This window comes from Sporomusa sp., assembly GCF_035561155.1.
Lineage (GTDB): Bacteria > Bacillota > Negativicutes > Sporomusales > Sporomusaceae > Sporomusa.
In genome coordinates this window covers 14142-33549 of the sequence record NZ_DATMYD010000057.1, presented here as the reverse complement: position 1 = coordinate 33549, position 19408 = coordinate 14142, and the positions used below count along the sequence as shown (strand labels likewise).

The following is a 19408-nucleotide window of genomic DNA, read 5'->3' as shown; positions in this document are numbered from 1 at the left end:
TCCCAGTAATATCCTTTAGCAAAGACTGGCGCCATAAACAGACGCCAGTCTTAATTTAGACTTTAAACTTTTGCACTGCATCCTCCAGTTGCTGAGCCATATGAGCCAAACGTTGGCTTGAAGCCGCCATTTCTTCCATGGAAGCCGACTGCTCCTGAGTTGCCGCCGAGATGGTTTGTGCTTCAGCGGCGGTATTCTTACTGATTTGTTCGATATTTTGTATAGAGCTTACTATCTGACGGCTGCCACCTGCTACTTCATGAATGGAAGCCGAAATGTCGGTAACTTGGGCGGATACCTGTTCTACAAGCACCATGATTTGTTCAAATGCGTACCCGGCTGTGTTTACCACCTCGGTACCTGCTCTAACTTCCTTAGTTCCCGATTCCATGGCGGTAACGGCTTGTGTAGTATCACCCTGAATTTCACTAATTAGCGCGGCAATCTGCTTAGCCGCCTCTTGCGATTGTTCGGCAAGCTTGCGCACTTCTTCGGCGACCACGGAAAAACCGCGCCCCTGTTCCCCGGCTCTGGCAGCTTCAATGGCTGCATTAAGTGCCAGCAAATTCGTCTGGCTGGCGATACCGGCAATGGTATCAACGATTTGCCCTATCTCATTTGACCGTACGCCTAGTTTAGTCACTAGTGTTGCCAGATTAGCCACCGTTCCCTCAATGCTGGCCATTTGCCGGACAGCCGCTGCTACAGCCTTATTACCCTCTTGAGCGGTATGGGCCCCTTGGTTGGCAACCCCAACCACAGTACCGGCGTTTTCGGCTACATGCTGAATGCTAGCTGACATCTTATCTACTATGCCAGACGTTTCGTTTACCGCTTGGGATTGTTGTTGTGTCCCTTGGGCGACTTGCATAACCGACCCGGCGACCTGGGTAGACGCCTGAGCTGATTGCTCAGCGCCCTCGGTCAGGACGGCCGAGGCAGCGGCTACCTGCTCGACTGAGTCTGTAACTTGTGATACTAGTTTACGCAGGTTCTCTGTCATAATAGTAAACGCTTGGCCAAGCTGCCCAATCTCGTCTTGGGATAGCACGAAAACAGTCTTGCCGGTGAAATCTCCTTTGGCCATTTCTTCGGCCCGTTCAACCATATTCTGCAACGGATTGACAATAACCCGGGCAATATAGCGCCCCAGTCCAAATGCGGCTACCATAGCTATACCTGTTATAGCGATAATCCAGGTAATGGCCTCAGAGGCCTCCTTAGCGCTGTGCTCTGCCCGGGTGGCAGCTTGTTTGGCCTCGTTGTTGGCCATTTCCTCCAGCATACTGTTAGCATGCTCCACATGCCCGGCAGCCTTTTTCTCAAAATATGCGTAGGCTTCCTGTTTCTTACCCGCCAACGCCAATTCTATCGCCTTATGTCGTTCCTGATGATAGGTACTAAACATCTTTTCAATTTGCAAGAGTTTTTCTTTGTCATCATCACGAACCACCGTCTCGTATTGCTTAAATAGTTGCTCCACATCATCCATCCGGGTCTTGGCTTCAGCAAGCAGTTTGTTTTCTTTGGTTTTATCCATGTCAGCCAGGAGGACTTCCATAGTAATACCTAGAGCAGCCTGCGACTGGCTGCGGGCAGCGTTAACCCATTTGACCGGCAATAAATTTTTGGCATACATGTCATCTTGCGACTTTTTAATATGGGTTGTTGCCTTAAAACCTACATAACCAATAATGCCCGAAAACACCACCATCATTAGTACTAAGCTAAGTATTTTCCGTGCTGTTGGTAAATTCCGAAACCATTGCATCTTCCTTAAAACCCCTCTCACAAATTGCTTTGTTTACACTTCCGGATTAGCCTATGATCTTATTTACCGATATGGTGCCATTGGTCTATTTCGGTACATTATGCTCTATATCCTTTTACTCTGCCACTCTACAGGAATTTTTACATATTCTTGGATAGTATAGCTACTACCACCGGCCGCATCCGCTCATCGGTACGCGCCATACGATCAAAGTGTTTAACATACCACACCGCGAGTGTAAAAAAGCCAACACCCCCGGCTATTGATGTCAGTAAGCTGTCCATCCCGATATAGGCAGCTGCATAATTTCCTGACAGCGCACCGGCGAAAGCCGCAAGTAGTGGTGCCATGTAGACAATAAATGCTGCTTTGAGCATATTCACCTCGCGAATCTCAATAGCTACTCGCTGACCTGGTTTGGCATCCACCGAGTTTAGGGCCTCAACGACGATGGCTGTATTGCCTGGGCATGAGCCACAGTTTTCACAGTCGCTATGCCGGCTAGCCTTAACCTTAGCCATCTTGCCGATTACTTCCAGAACAATACCTTCTTGCTGTTTTTGCATATTCCCACTCTCCGTTTTCAAATTCATTTACCTATATTATACAAATCAAATATGAATTACTTATGAATAGGGCGTGAAGATATTATGAGTTTTTCTGAGAACTGATATGTCCTGTATCGAAATAGGCAGCGGTGTGCGAACTTAAGGGGGAGATAGTAGGGGCTTAGTCTCACTTCATATAGTCTGAAATCTCATAGGCGATAAAACAAAATATCCTGCAGGGTCTCCCCTTGCAGGATACTTCCAATCACTCTGAATAACACCTGGATTTTGCTCCCCACAGATATACTATTTTCGATTCGCGCCATCTACTACCTTGATGACCCCTCGTATCATTCCCATCCAGCAACTAAAGGTAACATCCCCCTCTGTAGGCGTAAATTCAATAATGTTTTCTCCCTTAGTTAATTTCTTCTTAATTTGTAAGGTAGGTACAACAACCTCATTGTTGCAGGAGTTGATTGCCTTACCCTCAATGATCCATTTTACCGGTATCCCTTTTTGCACATAGAAGACGCTTGGCTGATAGCCATTCCTGTCTGCAGTCATACGGATGATTTGAACGTCATTGTTGGGTTCCTGTTTTACCTCTGCTACCTTGGTTTTTGTGCCAGCCACTAGGCCCGGAACTGTATCAACCCCCACCAGGGCCAGACCACGATTGGTCATGACTATGCCTAGTACTATAACAAACACGCCGCTCAAACGTAACAATCTGGCAGTTGCATCTTTGCTAAACAGGCTGGTAAGTGTTCCACAGGCAAGCATCAGCGGCAAGGTGCCTAGTGCAAAAACAAACATCGACATTGCCCCTACAGCAGCGCTTCCGGTCCCTAATGCATATAGTTGCATGGTCTGTAGCGGCCCACAGGGCATTAACCCGTTTACTACACCTACCCAGTATGGTGTTTTTATGCGCGACGAAGAGGTCAACGACGGCAACGGTAGTTTTAGGTATTTTCTTAGAAAATTTAATCCAGCAAGGTTTAAGCCCATCAGTATCATAAATATCCCGGCAAATAGGTTAATGCCAGCGATTACACCTAGCGACAGCGAGACTACTGAACCAACTGCCCCGACAATCGCCCCCAGCAAGGTGTACCCTGTAAGCCTGCCTGCGTTATAGGCCAGCGACGGCTTTAATGCCGAGAATTTGCCACCACCGGATACGGTAACACTTTGCGAAAGCATTATGCCACCACACATGCCGACACAATGAAGCGAGGTTAAAAGGCCTACCGCAAAAAGCAGGAGATATGTCACTTGGCCTGGTAGTTGGCTGTTTGTATTGAAACCGGTTCCGAACTGCCCCAGCAATAGGATAAACAGAAAAACCAGCAACATACCTATCGTATCTTTAACTCTAGCTTTTGACCGCACGGGCACACCGACGGTGTAGCCTGCACCATGAATGGCCTGTTTGATTGTCGTGGATGCGCACTGCTCAGTATCGAATTTCACCCGCACGTTTCCTGCTGTGTAGCTGGCCTTTACGTATACTACGCCGCCAACCTGCTGCAGTGCCTGCTCAATTCGCTTCTCACACGACCGGCACTGCATATCACCTATTTGAAGAGATTTTTGCATGATGCTCATATCCAGCACCCCTCATATTCCAGCATATACCATTATTATATGGGTTCCCTCTGGATTTATGAGTTGAGCAGAACATTTTGTGAAAGAGGAAAACAAAAGCGGGATATTCGTGCCAGTGTTGGCATTGAATATCCCGTTTCCTATAGCTAATTTATTACAACGACTCTCTATCCCTCTATTTAGCTACAACAGTAGTCATCATGCCGCCATCTTCGTGGTCGAGAATGTGGCAGTGGAGCATCCAGGTACCAGGGTTAGTCATCGTAAAGGCGATATCTACATACTCACCGGCAGGCACATTGACGGTATCTTTCCACATTTCCCGTTCGGGAGCTTTCCCGTTTTGGGATACAATCTGGAATTCAGTGCCGTGAATGTGGATGGGGTGATCCATTTTTTCGGCTGTGTTGATGTCATTGTTGACAATCCGAACCTTCACAATTTGTCCGAGCTTAACCTGTAACGCGGCAACATCAGGGTACGATTTGCCGTTAATGGTCCAACGCATGCCACCCTGCATCTGCATCTCATTGGTCATACTCGGAGCCGGCGCTCCATGACCACCATGCCCGCCCGCCGGTGCGGCAGGCGCCGGATTGGCACCATGAGATGGCATGTCCATCACTGAATTCAGGTCAAGCGTAAAGTCAGGGGTGCGGTTTTCGATGCCGGCAAACCCTTTCGGTTGCGGTGCGACAAAAGGTGATGCTACAGTGGCGACTTGCCCTTGTTGGTATTGTATGGGGATTTTGATCCCTAGTTCACTGCGTTCGCTTTCCATTGTATAGGCTTGACCTACATCACCGACTGCTGCCACCTCAGCGTCAAGGCGCTCGCCAGGCGATAAGGTCAGTACGTCTGTCTCGTACGGCTGTGGCAGAGGATGTCCATCAGTATGGGTAACCCGGAAGCGGTGCCCGGATATCTTAATGGTATGAACGGCAGCAGTCGAGGCGTTAATAAAACGCAGCTTGTGGAGTTCGCCTTTGCGCATGACTAATGGTTCAATAGCTGAACCTGATTTGCCGTTTACTGTCTCGATATTACCGAATCGCTCCATATTGCCTCTGGCTGTCCCTTGGAGGCGATTGCCGTTTGCATCAAGGTACCAGTCATCTAAGACATAGATATGATCGCCGCTGTATTTATCGTCTTCCGGTGCTTTAACAATAATAGGGGCATACAATCCATTGTCAACCTGGTCAAGTACAGGGCGATAGTGGGAATGATACCAATAGGTACCGGATTCGTTCACTTTAAAGGAGTAGGAGTACTTTTCGCCAGGTTTGATGGTTTTTCCCGGACCATCCTGGTCGTTTGGTATCACCAGGCCGTGCCAGTGAATGGTTGTTGTCGAAGGTAAGTTATTCACGCCCGAAATGTTTACTGTCTCGCCCTTTTTAACAATAATTGGCGTTCCCGGTACAGTCCCGCCATAACTCCAAACCTTAGTAGTCAGCCCCGGCTTAATCTCCCAGTTAACCTCTTTCATGTCCAACTTGATGTCGGCGGCCTGGCCTACAAAGGTGCTGAAGGAAAAAGCAATGGCGGCAGATACTGCCAGAAGACTGAGTGCAATCGTTTTTTTGGATACCATAATAAATCCCCCTTTCTGGATGTTTTAATAATATCGGATCGGTTTTTTAGATATTCTTATGACAAGTATATCATAAAAATATGAAAAACTTATGAACTTGCTATGACCTGTACAAGATATTTAGCAATTCGGTAAAAATTAGTTCTTACGGCGTAGCTGAAGAACTTATGTGATTTACTGTCCATTTGTTTTCTGTTAATATATAACCTATACGCATAATGCGACAATGTTGATATACTCTTATTATCAAGGCTCCGCAGTATACTATTTTAGAGGTGGTTTTATGTTACTGAAAAAAGGCCAAGCCGCCATTAGCTTGGTATGTGTTGTTTTAGGTATCATGCTGGCAGTGCAATTTAAGAGCAATCAAGACTTCCGGTATTCTCTACAAAATCAACGAGCAGAAGATTTAACACTGCGGCTAAGCTCTGCCGAAAAGGAAAGAGACAGCCTGCAATCTCAAGTACGGGAATTACAGGCCACTGGCGGCAACGCGTCTTATAAAGAGATTCAGCGCATTGCCATGGGAGCGGGTACAATAGCCCTGGCAGGTCCCGGCATTGTTGTTGCTGTAGAGGAAGATCGTAAACCAACCGTAGATAATAGAAGCTCTGACTTATATTTAATTAGGGCAGAGGACATGCTCAAAATCCTAAACGAGCTGCGGGCGGGAGGTGCCGAAGCCATTGCCATCAATAATCAGCGCCTGATTACTGGCTCGGGAATTCGACAAAATGGACAATCTATGGCAGTCAATGGCACACCCTTTGCTGCCCCCTTTGAGATAAGGGCAATCGGCGACCCGGCAACGCTGGAGAATTCGCTAAAGATGCGGGGCGGGGTTATCGAAACATTGTCCTTCTGGGGAATTAAGATTACTGTTTCCCAGAAACCTGATGTACAGATTCCAGCCTACATTGGCGGCTTTCAGTTTCAACATGCACAACCCATGAAGGAGGCTGGTAAGTGATGTGGTTGCCACTGACAGGACTACTCCTTGGCCTTGGTATAGGTATGGCGTTTCCCATAACTGTTCCTGCACAATATGCCAAATTTATGTCGATTGCGCTCTTGGCCTCACTGGATTCGGTGTTTGGCGGACTGCGGGCCGTACTGAGCAGTCATTTTGATAATGTTGTCTTTATTACCGGGTTCTTTACTAACGCTCTTATGGCAGCTGTTTTAGTCTATGTTGGCGAGCGTATCGGCATTGACCTCTATTATGTGGCTCTACTGGCGTTTGGTCTGCGTATTTTCCAAAACCTGGCCATTATCCGCCGTCATATGCTTAAACGGTAAAGGCGCTACATGTCAGGAGTAGGCACTTTGGGCTTCCTTACCATAATTTTTACCGGATGCTTTCCAAATCCGCCAGTCCAGCGTTAATATGCGCTGCATTTCCGGCAAGGACTAACACATAACGAGAAGAACCTGTATTGACCATGTTATGGCTATACAGGTTCTTTTATTATGTAGGGTTATAAGATTAGACTCGCCTTGGTGGTTGCACATGCTTTAAGATTTAATTCTACGGGTTGACCAACCCATCAGATCATAAACAATTCAGTACCCAAAAAAAGCTTCAAAAAACTGAATGATAGCCAAAATTACGGCTCCAGTTGCCCACCATCCTGATACGTTGTTTGTTATGACTAACACAAGTAGAGTTGCCCCAATGATTATTCTCATTATTCTATCGGCAGTTCCTAAGTTCTTTACCCAGTCAAGTTCCACGTTTTTCACCCCTAAGCCTAGGATACCCTGATTTAGAATATATTAATAGAAAATGTAACCTTACTCCCATTACCTATGGTTCAACGTTTATATAGCCCCCAAACATTCCCATGCTGCAAGTAAACGGGTATTTGCCAGGTTTATTGGGAGTAAATTCTACCGTCGTTATCCCCTTTTTCAACTCTTGACGAATATCAAAATCTTTTATGACTAAACTAGACAGGCATCCACCGTTATATGCCTTCTTAAAGTTAACCTTCACTGGAATACCTGATTTTACTGTAAATTCCTCAGGTGTATACCTATTTTGTCCAACGATTATATCGACCTCCTGATATCCGTCATTTTGTTTGGCAGTCTGGACAATGGATTCCTTCCGTAATGCTTCTGAAGAGCCAAAAGAATCTTGTAGAGATCCCCCGTTGCCTGAAGGTTTAGATTCCTTCGTCGATATCGCCGAAAGGCCAAAAACATTTTGCAGATCTAAGGCTCCGTTACCTGAAAGTTTAGCCATGGAAAATAGCAAAATGAAAGCGACAGGAATAATATACCACTTGCGAACGAGAATATTATCGACGTGATCCTCTTTGGCCCAAGACTTGCTGCTTTTTTCGCTAACGCCCGCTTCCTCATGAATCAGCCTGACTAAAAAAAACATGACCACGATAAAAATCAAGTTGATAAATCCAATCATAAGTGCAGGCGACTGGTAGAGAACCATAACGCCAAGCATGACGCCCATCATACCACCCATGATGCCGGACATCATGCCGTCTATCGCAGCCATTAGACTCACAGGCTTACCAGTAAAATATCCCGTAATCATTCCTGTAGAAACGGCCATAACAGTTGGGAGCAACAGATTTCCGTTCGCGAGTGTACCTAGAACTGTACCAAGCAACATGCTTGACATCATAGCGGCCGTCATAGCAATCATCATGGCCGCCATACACGTTAGTTTCTCTTTGTACCGATACGTTAATACCACTACGTAACCTGTCACAATAATGGCAATGAAGATAGTTATAAATACGAGCAAAGAAATACCTCCTTTTCGAGTCTGTAGCCATTGATGTCATTTTAGTTATTTAGTGAATTATTAGCATTCATTCCATTTGCAGGGGAAAAGGATTCTTTTATAGACTGTATTTCCTTGAGAAGATAAGCGTTTTGTTCCGTCAATTCAGCCACCTTGTTTTGTAGAGATTGTAAATCTTGTGGAGAATCCTGAGATTGTTCCGTTTTGTCCTTAACATTCCCGTGGTTATGTCCGCTAAACATTCCTTTCATACAGAACAACATTATCAAGGGACATACTAGCGATAGCAATATATTCCAGTCCACTATTCTTCAAACTCCTTTTTCAATGGTTTTTTATTCGTAACGTACTCATAAGAACGATATCAAATATGATCCATTTACCTAATTTTTCTGATGTAAATTAAGTATATCCCCCCCAGGATAATTACAGGTATCGCTGTCCACAAACAGATATTGAGGAGAGTATATACAAAGTCCATAACAGAAAACCCTGTCCCCATTCCCAAGGCAGCCATTGTAAAGCAATAAATACCTGAGGCTATCAAAGCTATTGAAATTACCGTACCGATAAGTCTCATGGCACTGTCTCTTCAGCGGGTTTAGGAAATTTTATCGTGAAAGTTGTACCTGCACCTAATTGGCTTGCTACTTCAATCGCCCCACCTTGAATTTCGACTAGCTTTTTAACAATTGCCAAACCAAGTCCCGTCCCCCCGTAATTTCTGGAACGTGATTTCTCTACACGATGGAACCGTTCGAATATGAAAGGAAGTTCCTCTGCGGGAATGCCGATGCCTGTATCTTTTATTTCTATAACAATACATTCAGGGGTACTATTTAATCTGATTATTATCAAGCCCTCGTTTGTATACCGGATAGCATTGTCAAGCAGGTTAATGAAAACTTGTTGCATACGATTTCCATCCAGCAGGAGGATGGGAACATCATCTTCAGCTACACTGATTGTGATTCCCTTATGCATCGCGTACAATTTTACTTTTTCGATCGATGTCTCAATAATCTCGGACAGGTCCACCCATTCCAAAGTCAGTGCGACCTTGCCTTCTTCGATTTGGGCTAATTCAAACAGATCATCTACCAAACCTTTTAACCTTTGCGTTTCATCAACGATGATCTGTATCGCTTGTCCTCTCTGTTCTTCCGATCCGCCTGCTTCATCGAGTAATTTTACATATCCTTCAATATATGTTAGGGGCGTCCGAAGTTCATGCGCAATATTGGCAAAAAATTCCCTGCGACTATTTTGCAGTCTCTTCAAGTCAGCAACCAAGTCGTTTATGGCCCTCGCCAGAGTACCTAACTCATCATGGGACTTTTCGTTCAATTTAATATGTAAATTGCCCTTTGCAATTTCCCGCATTGCCTTTTCCATGGCTAATAACGGATAGGACAATTTAGGGACTAGCATATTGGTAAATCCAAAAATCATCAGTATGGCTCCCAATCCCGCCAGGAGAAGTATGGATCTGATATAATTCAATGTGCTATGGACTTCATCCGTTGGTGCGATTATTAAAACTGCACCGAAAAAGGTTTCTCTACCTGAAAAGGGCCTCGCAATGAGAAGGTAGTGTTTATCCGCGCTACTCCACTCCTTGAGCACTGGCTCACCGGAACGTAACAACGCCCAGTCTTGCTCCTGCAGGATTCCAGCAACATTCCCTGCAAAATTAGAGATAGCGAATAATTCCCGTGCAGAATCGTAGATCATAACGTTATAGTCAATCATTTTTAAGGCAACAGCGACATTGTTCTTTACCTCTTGAGCAGGACTGGTTTCGATAATGCTGATGATCTTACTGGTTTCTGCATTCAGATGGTCTACTACTTGTTGATGGTAAAAATTCGTTAAAAAGGTATTCATAACATAACCTATGGGGAAAAGCACGACCAGGAACAAGAAAACGATCGATAGCCCAAGCTTAACTACGATGCTGTTCTTCATGGTTACAATTCCTTTGCAGTTGGTATCCAAAGCCCCAAACCGTTTTAATGGGATTAAAGGAGCATCCGCCTTTTTTAAATTTATACCGGATATTTTTTACGTGCTGATCGATTGTCCGAAAATCGCCGTAGAAGTCAATGCTCCAAATGCGATCTAGTAAGACTTCCCTGCTAAATAGTTTATAAGGATTGCTTGCCAACAAAAGCAGCAGTTCAAATTCTTTATGACTCAAATGAACAATATTGTCATTGACTTTTACCTGCTTAGACGCGAGATCTATTGTAATTTCATCGACAGAAATTTTCTCGCTCGTTACCATACTCTGCGCAGAAGCTCTCCGCAAAATTGCCTGCACTCGCGCTACAAGTTCCTCCATTTCGAAAGGTTTGGTCAGATAATCGTCAGCCCCAAGATTTAACCCATGAATTTTATCCTTTGTGGTGTTTCTCGCCGTCAATAACAAAATGGGGATATTACTAGTTTCTCGAATTCTTTCGCATACTTGCCAGCCATTGAGCTCAGGCATCATAATATCCAAGATGACGAGATGAATGGTTTCCCTACTTATAATATCCAGAGCCTCCAGGCCACTACTTGCCTCAATAACAGCCCATCCCTGTCTTTGGAGGTAAATTTTAAGCAAATCACGCATATTCTGCTCATCATCGACAATGAGGATCGTTTTCTGAATCATACTTCCTCCGAATAAAAGGATAGGTAGGACTGCCAGTGGATCAAATACCCATGGCAGCCTGGTCAAATTATACCAATTCCGTTTTCATGCGTTGATATTCTTCGCGGGAAAGTTCACCTTTAGCATATCTTTGTTTTAATAATTCAAGGGCAGTCGGCTTATTGCTACTGAAGCCTTCACCATGTCGTGACAAATGCTTGAGCGCCCAAACAACCCCAAATATGACTAAAGCGATAAAAGCAATATCAGTAATTAGGCCAAGGCCTATTCCAAACCAACCTACTGTTCCTCCAAAATCACAACCCATCTGTACTCCCCTACCTCTCTACTGTAAACTTCTACACTTAATATAATTTATAAATGTGAAAAATATATGATGAAAATTTATCCGAATACTTAGCGCCACTAATCCCCCCGCTTTTTAAGCGGCGGGATTAGTGGCGCTAAGCTCCTGTATTAGTTAACTAAGCCTCAGAGGGCGTTAAAACTTCCGATGAGGCAAGTTTCACTTTATAAATATTCATCATATGGTGCTCTTTTGCGCCTGTATTACTCTCACGCATTTTGTTAATAATAGCGATAATCATTATCAGTAAATGTTTTTTAAAAAAGCAGGTAGAACATGTCTAACCTGCTGCATGACAATAAACCAATGTCGCTTTCCGTATACCCCTATTTTTCACTGACGGCAATCATTTTTTTAAAAAACAACAGCTTTTCTATTTTTACTCTAACAGTTTTAAAGCTTGTTGCCACACTGTCAAGGTAGTACACGTCTATACCATCTACTATAACCTTGGGATAGCTTTGAACCTTTCCTTGATCAATTCCCAGTCGCACGGACGGGAGCTGCACCTCGCAGCCGCCCTTTCAGACACTGCCGGGACGTTTGGCAATTTTAACAGTGATGGCCTTATCCTTACTGTTTTTCATTATATAATTGCGGGCATCAGGCTCGATAATTATATTCATTCTATTCACCTCCCGATATGATGGTTTTGGCTCCAGTATAACAAAAGAATGTGAATTATTTATGAATAAAATGGTATTTATATATTAATTTCCAGGGTTCAGACCACACTGATCAAGTACGGCCTGATTGTCCGTTCAAGAAAACTCTTTTAGATTGCACTATCCCTTACATAAATTATAGGCTACAGGCTATTATATAACCAATACCGATTTGACCTTACAACTGGGAGTGCAGCCTATGAACATACTTGACCGATTAGCACGCAGAATACAAGCCGAAGGACTGGGAAAAACCATTAAGTATCTCGGCTATACTGGTTGGGATGAAATAAAAACAACAATCAAAGACGCTATACTCGACCTCAAATACAGCCGTCGGCTGCTGACAGGACATCTCCCTACCGCCTATAAGCACCTTGGTGCAAATGATGTGTATCATACCAAATACTCGGCCATGTCGATCATTTTTAGCCAAGTAACGATCACGCCACACGATGTATTGGTTGATGTCGGCTGCGGTAAAGGGAGAGTCATCAACTACTGGCTCAGTCAGGGTTATACCAATAAAATATATGGCCTTGAACTTGACCCAGTTGTGGCGCAGGAAACGGCTGAGCAGTTCGGCGCTTGGGCTAATGTTACCATCTTGCCTGGTGATGCTATCAAGAATCTCCCCCAGGATGGAACCATCTTTTATCTCTATAACCCATTTTCTCGCGAAAAGTTCTATGATTTTGAATCACATATCGCTAAACTGGCGCACGCTAAAACGATAACCCTTGTATATTACCGGCCAAAAAGCCTGCATGTATTTGATAATGGCCGTTGGCATATTCGGCTGATTGATTTTGACCATGACTTAGGCATTCATCAATGGGGACGGCTAAACAAATACCACAAACTTGCTATCATTACTCCGGTAAACTAAACGCAAGTTGTTGCCAGAACGGCAACCATTCCCGCCTCATGTCTGCCGTTTAGTTAGTGACCCTTTGCTAGTTTACGTTTGTTATACCACCATAACAGGCCGTAGATAAAAGTTACCCCGAGAACAACCAGGGTAAGCCGCAACAGATTTTCCTGATAGTTTACAACATCATAGCCTACTATCACTTCTAACGCGGTTGAGGGGAATTTGCCAAGGAAGTTAGCCATAATATAATCCTTTAGTGATATACGGCTCACTGCGCCTAAGGCGGTAATAATTCCTGAGGGAAAATAGGGTAACGTCCGGGCAAAGAGCATCATCTTGAAGCCGCTGGCACCGCTAAACTCATCGATTTTCTGCAGCATATTGCTCTTTTTGATTAGTTCCTCCGCCGAGCTGCGCAACACGGTTCGCATTAAAACAAAACTTATAATAACGCCAACGGTCTCGGCAAACCAGGAAATCACAATACCTGCTCCTAGGCCAAATACTATGCCATTGGCAGTAGATATGAAAATGGAAGGCAAAAAACCTACCATATTTATGAGTATATCAATAACAATACTAATGACAATGGCCCACGCCCCGAAAGAACGGAGAAACTCAATCGTGCCATTTATATCGCCGCTTGTTGCCAAATACCAGATAGTTGCAAACAAATCAGGTTTAACCAGGTAAGCGCCAATAATCATGACCGCCAGCACCACGACGGCGGCAAGTTTAACTACTACTTCGCTATTTATTTTATTCATCATTGTTACATCTCCTTCAACGGTTGATATCAGGTACTATGAATACTATACCAAGACATTGTGCGCTTCTCGTGAAGGAAATATGAAATTCTAATGAAAAAACAATATGGAGGCTAAAACATGGATGGCAAAGGTGCCATTTCACCTGATGATCTTATCTTAATTCTCATTGCAACGGCGATGGGCACGCTGGCCCGTTATCTCACCCTGAAAGTTGACTACCGACAATACCCCTCTCACCCTAACGGCTACCTTATTCACCTTGTGATTGCCTTTATCGCTGCCGCAATCGGAGCTGTGGCCATACCGGCAATAAAAAGCAATAATTATACAGCAGTAACCTTTCTAGCACTTGCTATCCAGCATTTTCGCGATATCCGGAAAACAGAACGGGAAAGCCTGAAAGACCTGGAATGTACCGAATTCACACCCCGTGGAGAAGCGTATATTGATGGCATTGCCAAGACCTTTGAATCAAGAAACTATTTTTCACTTATTGTGGCGCTAAGTACCGCTGCGACTATCGAGTTTATACGGTATATGGGTCTAGCTATCCTTTTCCAAATCGCCATTGCCATCATCGTCGGCTATTTGGTGTTTGTTGGCCTAAGCCGCTTTTCGCAGGGTAAGACAGTAGGTGACATTGCTTCAGTTAAACTCGGGGTGATCGAAGTTAGAGGGTCTGAATTATATGTTGACGATGTTTTTGTCAGCAACACCCTTGGCACAAAGAACGCACAAAAAATGGTACAGACAGAAGGTTTAGCCGTAGTAATTGAACCAACCGAAGAGCACTATCGAGTAACATTGGATAACTTCGGCCAGCGCAAGGCCATGTTATTTGAAGCTACTCGTAGTGTTGGAGTAAAAAGGTATCACTACACCCGGAAAGATTATGAAAGTGGCAAAACAGTCATTGTTCTTGTACCACTGCTACGGGATGCAGAAAAGCTGATAAATGTAGTATGTCACACACCTTTATTAGAGTCGGTAAAGAAAAGCCATTCGGTAATGAAATCAACTATCTTGGGAGATTAAAAGTATAATGAAGCAAAATACTACTATTGTTGCTGCCATCACCCTTCCCCACCACAAAGTGCCAGGCTCGGGCGGAGCCTTCATGATTGAAGCGAGTACCGAGGAAGAACAATATACACTCATGCAGGATATCGCCAAAGCGCTTAAGGCCGATGTAGTTAAATTAAGTAACGGCATCTTTATCCTGGTAGGATAGTTGCCTTCTGGAGATACTAATTGCTACAAATCTTTCTTTATAATTGAGAATCTACAAAGGAGTCTGCCGAGACTCCTTTGCTTATTTTATGAGTGAATAGTAAAGCAACTACTATGCCTCTTGCATAAAATATATACAGAAACATACCATCTATCGAATACATCAGGACGAGGTGAGTTTCAGGATGTTTCCCTTAAATACAGTGGACACAACGCGCATTCCTTACGATACGGCAGTTGACTTGTCGGTTACCGTATCACGCATGCAGTGGCCTAAGCCTGATATGAAGAAGAGCCCTAAAGTGTTAATACTGGTACCAGATGATCATTTTCCTTACGCCTTTGCTGCGACTAGTTTGGTGCATGACCCCATTATGGGCAACTTATTGTTTACGCCAGTTGACGAGCTTGCTTCACTTACCCGCGAAGAAATAGAACGTCTTGCCCCTCCAGGTACTGACTCTGTCCCGCCAATCATAGCAGTTGGCCCTTTTGCCGCTCAAGTCATTCGCGAGATCGAGAGTATGGGATATGACGTGCTTCACATCACCGGTAAAAGCGTCTTTGCCACTGCCGTTAAAGTGGCGAAATTAAGAGTACAACTAACACCCGAATCACCCGCAGGCCCGGTGAGCTTATTTATCGTGTCTGCCGATAACCCCTATGAAGGCATATTGGCAACCTATTATGCGACACATTCCGGGGTGCCAATACTATTTACTCATAGGGACCGGCTCCCCCGGGCAACAGCTATAGCCTTGCAGGATATGGCTGATAAAAACGTTTATATTATCGGCGGCAGACATTCTGTGTCCGATAACGTCGCCCGGGAAATCAGTTCTATCGTAGAACCACCTGTCCGGCGCATTGCCGGCGAGGACCCCTTTGAAACATCGGTTGAGTTTTCAACCTACTACGACCCAGCAACTAAACTCGGCTGGAACCGAAATCGTAAAGGGTTAGGCGATGCCTTTACGTTCGGCAACCTTACCCGCTGGGACTTAATTCTCGCCGCCTCGGCCCTGTCCCATCAGGGAAAACATACCCCGCTCCTGCTTGTCGAAGCTGATGGCGCTCCCCCGGTAGTACTGAATTACCTGCAATACCTTAAACCGCCTTTACGTATGCCCCCCATGCCGCCGTTCATGCACGGGTTTATCCTGGGTACTCCAACGATAATTCGCCTTACTACGCAAGCAGATGTCGAGGAAGCGCTTAAAATTGACGAACAGCCAGAAAAACAGGCAAATGAATTCTGATACTGGTCGAGAGGAAATAGCTCCATCGAAGAGCTAAAAATTATATAGTACAAAACTTTGTTGAGATGATAGCAAAAAATATCCTGTAGGGAATTTTCCTTACAGGATATTTTTCATACATCAGTAGTATTATCTCCAACCTCGAGTTTCTTGATTAGATTATTTGTCATTGTGTCATAGAACATGGCAAAGTCGTTCATGTGGCAATTTTTCGAACTAAGCAGCATATACTGGGAAAAACGGGTGAGGAGCGACAGCCATGAATCATTCAACAACATTATGGTTGCTAGGAACTGTCTATATTTTAATTGGGTTAAAATTGAAGCTACTCGCCTACAGGGAGCGAGACAACTAGCACACGTATAAACAACCACCAGGATAGTTAATATTGCAGCCTATGTAATTATTTTTTTTATGGATGTTCCATAGTAATCTTGATTTCTAATGGGCCAGCCACAGAAGTATCTGCAAGCGCAACCGCGCTTAACTGCACAATACCCCCCTTCTTTTCAATCTGATTTACCACCTTGAATAGTTCAGTACCACTTATTGAGCCTACCGTACCTTGCAGCGGATCAGGCAATACGCCTTTCGTCACAGCAATACTGTTCACTTGCTGTAAGAACTGTAATACAGCCGGCTCAATACTGCCTCTATTTTCTTGTACATTAATCGTTGTTCTGGTAATTGTTTCGCCTTTAGCGAAGATTTGTTTATTAGGATACACTTCCAGATACGCAATGACTGCTTCATTCCATACTGTATTCTCATGGGCTACAATCCGTACAACCATACTGCCGTTATACTGTTGTAAAGCCTTGGTTGCATTCTGAAAGTCGGCTTGACTAATCCATAACATTTCGGCCTCTGTACCCTGTTTTCCAATTCGCTGCAGAACTTTCCGATTGGTCTCAGAAATAACACGCAACAATTCGTTTTGCACTTGTTCGGCAGAGGTATCTATAACCGCCGTAGATAACACTTCATTAGCTCTATAGAGCACAGTTTCTGCTCGCAGGTAGTTAATCCCAGAGCTTAGTTGGGCTGTTGTTTTAGATAGCCGGTCAACATCACTTTTTAGCGTGTCACGTACCCTGCTCAAATCGGCAATGCGCGTATCCAGCTTCCCTTTCGTTGCTTCAAGTGCCACGATATCCGACTTAGCTTGCGCTAAGTCCACCTGACCTTTATTGAGTGCTATCATTGTTTGCGCATGCTCCTCAAGGGCGCTAGCCAACTCGGTTTTTGATCGGGAAAGCTGGATTGTTACGGCATTAATTTTATTTACAAGATTGCTGTATTCCTGCTCTTTTTCCTGTAACAGGAGCTGATTAACCTCAAGTTGTTGGTTCTTTTGGGTTACTTCCGAGGAAAGCGCCGTCAATTCGCCGCGTATTTTCTCCATACCAAACAAGGCTGTCCGGACATCATGGGACACAATGGTTAGGATGATAAGGGTGGATGCGGTAATAAGAATCCCGGTTGTTACAGCCACGATAATCGAGGTGTATTTGGGCCGCAGTCCAAACAAAGACAGTTTCTTTTTTCCCACCTTAGTACCAATCTTGTCACCAATATAAGCGATGGCGCCGCCCATGACACCCAGTATAGCGATAAGTACCAGACCAAACATAGAAATCCCCTCCCTCAATAATGATTGCAGCACCAAACACTACGAGGAAAAAGGGATTCTTGTTACCCGCTAAGAATAACCCATTTTGTCCCATCGTTTAATACTGACGTTAAAAACCTTTATCCGATGACTAACCCGCTCTAAGACTCCCATCTTCTAAAAGTGGGAGTTATACCCAAAGGGCACAGGCGAGCGGCTAAGTCCCTGGATAAGGTCGACTAAACTTCAGATGGGGTTAAAACCCCACCCGAAGCTAAGTCTCTCTTTATTAATAAAGAGGCTCCGGTTTTTGCCGGAGCCTCTTTACTTTTTAGAATTTAACGTTCACAGTAGCTTTGGTTTGGTCGCCGGCTACGTCCAGATTCTTATAGTCAAGTTCAAGATTTACATTTTTCGCCAAATTCCGGTCATAGGTAACTTGGAATCCTTTGTCTTTTTGGTTACTGCTGCCAAAACCGGTAGAAGTGGTGCCGGCAAAGTTAAAGCCTGATTGTTCAGGTAGGGCATTGGCATCAAAGTTAATATAACTTACCCGCGCACCCAAAATATCTGTACCTACACGGTAGGCATTAGCTTTTTGCGAGACATTACGCACATATTCTGCTCCTACTTTTTTACCGAACACGTTTACATCTGTACTCAAGGCAGCATATTCGTTTGCCGTACCTGCGTTATCTATTTTGAGGTAATCAGCAGCCAAGTTGGTTCCTAAGAGTCGGTTCTGATATTCTGCTGCCTGAACTCTAGTGTCGCCGCTATTATCATAGGCTAACGTCAGTCCACCTAACTTTGCCTTGGCACCAGTAATCGCAGCGCCATCGACTTCATAGGAGTTATACAGAAGACCTTTACCAAGTTTTAGGTCTTGTTTACCTAAAACGGCGTCAACAGCCCCCAGTTTGGTTTCTACATTGAACCGGTCAATGCTAGGAGAACCAAAATTATCAATAGAAGTCTTATCGATTCCATTCGAATCAGTTGTAGTTAAACGGGCATTCAATTTGGTGTCATCATTAATCTTGCCAGTTGCGCCGAGACGGAAACGATATGAGGTATCTTCGGTGGCATTATCGTACTGAACTCGCGCTTCGCCACTGAATTTGATTTGATTATCTAATTGTTTTTGGATACCGTCAACTTTAACTCCCAGGCTGTTAAGTTCAGTAGCAAATTCACTTGCTAATTTATCTACAATAATTTTTTGGTCAACGGTAGAAACTTTACCCATTGCGGCGGCGACGATTTGTGCCATCTCGTAGCGAGTAAGCGTCTTGTCCCCTTTGAAGGTGCCATCGCCATAGCCGCTTACAATACCGGCTGCAGCCAGTTTATTTACGGCATCGTAAGCCCAATGCTTTGTGGGAACATCGGCAAAGGGATTTGCGAACGCCGGTACAGCGAAAGCCACCGTCAGAGCGGTGCAAATAGCAGTTTTTAACAACTTCTTTTTCATTTGTATTCCTCCAATTAATTTGATTAATAGTGTGTAAACTCAAGTCTTACGTTTTACGCTATTAGACTTGTTTCCGACTTGCGGAATGCATGTTTACATTCACCTTGGGTTAGCCCCCCTTGATGCTAATGAAAGCTTCACTCTCTTCTTCACTGGCATTTACCCTCAGGGCACTGTGGTATTTCCCAGGCAACGTATTCATAATACCAGGTT

Annotated in this window: 19 protein-coding genes; 6 read left to right on the top strand and 13 right to left on the bottom strand. The window is 44.3% G+C overall.

Annotation, left to right across the window (positions count from 1 at the left end; genetic code table 11):
* Positions 1–55 precede the first annotated feature (55 nt).
* The 4 genes from VN447_RS06880 to VN447_RS06865 all read right to left on the bottom strand — a co-directional run bounded on the left by VN447_RS06880 (position 56) and on the right by VN447_RS06865 (position 5530).
* Positions 56–1771: a methyl-accepting chemotaxis protein gene (locus VN447_RS06880; RefSeq protein ID WP_325524169.1), complete on the bottom strand. Its 1716-nt coding sequence runs from the start codon at positions 1769–1771 to the stop codon at positions 56–58.
* A gap of 140 nt (positions 1772–1911) precedes the next feature.
* Positions 1912–2337: a SoxR reducing system RseC family protein gene (locus VN447_RS06875; protein WP_325524167.1), complete on the bottom strand. Its 426-nt coding sequence runs from the start codon at positions 2335–2337 to the stop codon at positions 1912–1914.
* 288 nt (positions 2338–2625) lie between these two features.
* The gene (locus VN447_RS06870) at positions 2626–3933 is read right to left on the bottom strand and encodes a sulfite exporter TauE/SafE family protein (protein ID WP_325524165.1); all 1308 of its coding nucleotides are present in this window, start codon (positions 3931–3933) and stop codon (positions 2626–2628) included.
* A gap of 175 nt (positions 3934–4108) precedes the next feature.
* The gene (locus tag VN447_RS06865) at positions 4109–5530 is read right to left on the bottom strand and encodes a multicopper oxidase family protein (RefSeq protein WP_325524163.1); all 1422 of its coding nucleotides are present in this window, start codon (positions 5528–5530) and stop codon (positions 4109–4111) included.
* A gap of 283 nt (positions 5531–5813) precedes the next feature.
* Here VN447_RS06865 and VN447_RS06860 point away from each other — a divergent pair, with 283 nt between their 5' ends.
* Positions 5814–6500, top strand: coding sequence for a DUF881 domain-containing protein (locus tag VN447_RS06860; protein ID WP_325524161.1), 687 nt, complete (start codon positions 5814–5816; stop codon positions 6498–6500).
* On the top strand, positions 6500–6829 hold the full coding sequence (locus tag VN447_RS06855) for a small basic family protein (protein ID WP_325524183.1): 330 nt from the start codon (positions 6500–6502) through the stop codon (positions 6827–6829). The genes VN447_RS06860 and VN447_RS06855 overlap by 1 nt, the downstream gene beginning before the upstream one ends.
* Before the next feature lie 264 nt (positions 6830–7093).
* Here the strand turns inward: VN447_RS06855 and VN447_RS23275 are convergent, their stop codons facing one another.
* The 6 genes from VN447_RS23275 to VN447_RS06830 all read right to left on the bottom strand — a co-directional run bounded on the left by VN447_RS23275 (position 7094) and on the right by VN447_RS06830 (position 11820).
* A complete protein-coding gene (locus tag VN447_RS23275) occupies positions 7094–7264 on the bottom strand; it encodes a YgaP family membrane protein (RefSeq protein ID WP_414714889.1) in 171 nt (56 codons plus the stop codon).
* A gap of 73 nt (positions 7265–7337) precedes the next feature.
* Complete coding sequence (locus VN447_RS06850) at positions 7338–8303, bottom strand: cupredoxin domain-containing protein (protein WP_325524160.1); 966 nt, start codon at positions 8301–8303, stop codon at positions 7338–7340.
* A gap of 576 nt (positions 8304–8879) precedes the next feature.
* A complete protein-coding gene (locus VN447_RS06845; protein WP_325524158.1) occupies positions 8880–10271 on the bottom strand; it encodes a HAMP domain-containing sensor histidine kinase in 1392 nt (463 codons plus the stop codon).
* Complete coding sequence (locus VN447_RS06840; RefSeq protein ID WP_325524156.1) at positions 10249–10965, bottom strand: response regulator transcription factor; 717 nt, start codon at positions 10963–10965, stop codon at positions 10249–10251. The genes VN447_RS06845 and VN447_RS06840 overlap by 23 nt, the downstream gene beginning before the upstream one ends.
* A 67-nt stretch (positions 10966–11032) precedes the next feature.
* Entirely contained in the window at positions 11033–11272 is a 240-nt protein-coding gene (locus VN447_RS06835; RefSeq protein ID WP_325524154.1) for an SHOCT domain-containing protein, read from the bottom strand.
* 365 nt (positions 11273–11637) lie between these two features.
* Positions 11638–11820 (bottom strand): hypothetical protein, encoded by a 183-nt coding sequence (locus VN447_RS06830; protein WP_325524152.1) that lies wholly within the window; start codon positions 11818–11820, stop codon positions 11638–11640.
* Between the two features lie 355 nt (positions 11821–12175).
* Between VN447_RS06830 and VN447_RS06825 the strand changes: the two genes are divergently transcribed.
* Complete coding sequence (locus VN447_RS06825) at positions 12176–12865, top strand: hypothetical protein (RefSeq protein ID WP_325524150.1); 690 nt, start codon at positions 12176–12178, stop codon at positions 12863–12865.
* A gap of 53 nt (positions 12866–12918) precedes the next feature.
* Here the strand turns inward: VN447_RS06825 and VN447_RS06820 are convergent, their stop codons facing one another.
* Entirely contained in the window at positions 12919–13620 is a 702-nt protein-coding gene (locus tag VN447_RS06820) for a TVP38/TMEM64 family protein (protein WP_325524149.1), read from the bottom strand.
* Between the two features lie 117 nt (positions 13621–13737).
* Here VN447_RS06820 and VN447_RS06815 point away from each other — a divergent pair, with 117 nt between their 5' ends.
* The 3 genes from VN447_RS06815 (at position 13738) to VN447_RS06805 (ending at position 16109) form a co-directional block, all read left to right on the top strand.
* A complete protein-coding gene (locus VN447_RS06815; RefSeq protein WP_325524147.1) occupies positions 13738–14655 on the top strand; it encodes a YIEGIA domain-containing protein in 918 nt (305 codons plus the stop codon).
* 7 nt (positions 14656–14662) lie between these two features.
* Complete coding sequence (locus VN447_RS06810) at positions 14663–14851, top strand: capping complex subunit for YIEGIA (protein ID WP_325524145.1); 189 nt, start codon at positions 14663–14665, stop codon at positions 14849–14851.
* A gap of 184 nt (positions 14852–15035) precedes the next feature.
* Entirely contained in the window at positions 15036–16109 is a 1074-nt protein-coding gene (locus VN447_RS06805; RefSeq protein ID WP_325524143.1) for a cell wall-binding repeat-containing protein, read from the top strand.
* 412 nt (positions 16110–16521) lie between these two features.
* Here the strand turns inward: VN447_RS06805 and VN447_RS06800 are convergent, their stop codons facing one another.
* Both VN447_RS06800 and VN447_RS06795 read right to left on the bottom strand, forming a co-directional pair.
* Positions 16522–17742: a DUF3084 domain-containing protein gene (locus VN447_RS06800; RefSeq protein WP_325524141.1), complete on the bottom strand. Its 1221-nt coding sequence runs from the start codon at positions 17740–17742 to the stop codon at positions 16522–16524.
* 310 nt (positions 17743–18052) lie between these two features.
* Positions 18053–19195 (bottom strand): S-layer homology domain-containing protein, encoded by a 1143-nt coding sequence (locus tag VN447_RS06795; RefSeq protein WP_325524139.1) that lies wholly within the window; start codon positions 19193–19195, stop codon positions 18053–18055.
* Positions 19196–19408 lie beyond the last annotated feature (213 nt).

Coding starts and splice junctions, on each gene's coding strand:
- VN447_RS06860 (WP_325524161.1), top strand. CDS start 5,814: ATGTTACTGAAAAAAGGCCAAGCCGCCATTAGCTTGGTATGTGTTGTT.
- VN447_RS06805 (WP_325524143.1), top strand. CDS start 15,036: ATGTTTCCCTTAAATACAGTGGACACAACGCGCATTCCTTACGATACG.
- VN447_RS06810 (WP_325524145.1), top strand. CDS start 14,663: ATGAAGCAAAATACTACTATTGTTGCTGCCATCACCCTTCCCCACCAC.
- VN447_RS06800 (WP_325524141.1), bottom strand. CDS start 17,742: ATGTTTGGTCTGGTACTTATCGCTATACTGGGTGTCATGGGCGGCGCC.
- VN447_RS06855 (WP_325524183.1), top strand. CDS start 6,500: ATGTGGTTGCCACTGACAGGACTACTCCTTGGCCTTGGTATAGGTATG.
- VN447_RS06820 (WP_325524149.1), bottom strand. CDS start 13,620: ATGATGAATAAAATAAATAGCGAAGTAGTAGTTAAACTTGCCGCCGTC.
- VN447_RS06835 (WP_325524154.1), bottom strand. CDS start 11,272: ATGGGTTGTGATTTTGGAGGAACAGTAGGTTGGTTTGGAATAGGCCTT.
- VN447_RS06880 (WP_325524169.1), bottom strand. CDS start 1,771: ATGCAATGGTTTCGGAATTTACCAACAGCACGGAAAATACTTAGCTTA.
- VN447_RS06865 (WP_325524163.1), bottom strand. CDS start 5,530: ATGGTATCCAAAAAAACGATTGCACTCAGTCTTCTGGCAGTATCTGCC.
- VN447_RS06825 (WP_325524150.1), top strand. CDS start 12,176: ATGAACATACTTGACCGATTAGCACGCAGAATACAAGCCGAAGGACTG.
- VN447_RS06870 (WP_325524165.1), bottom strand. CDS start 3,933: ATGAGCATCATGCAAAAATCTCTTCAAATAGGTGATATGCAGTGCCGG.
- VN447_RS06795 (WP_325524139.1), bottom strand. CDS start 19,195: ATGAAAAAGAAGTTGTTAAAAACTGCTATTTGCACCGCTCTGACGGTG.
- VN447_RS06815 (WP_325524147.1), top strand. CDS start 13,738: ATGGATGGCAAAGGTGCCATTTCACCTGATGATCTTATCTTAATTCTC.
- VN447_RS06840 (WP_325524156.1), bottom strand. CDS start 10,965: ATGATTCAGAAAACGATCCTCATTGTCGATGATGAGCAGAATATGCGT.
- VN447_RS06875 (WP_325524167.1), bottom strand. CDS start 2,337: ATGCAAAAACAGCAAGAAGGTATTGTTCTGGAAGTAATCGGCAAGATG.
- VN447_RS06845 (WP_325524158.1), bottom strand. CDS start 10,271: ATGAAGAACAGCATCGTAGTTAAGCTTGGGCTATCGATCGTTTTCTTG.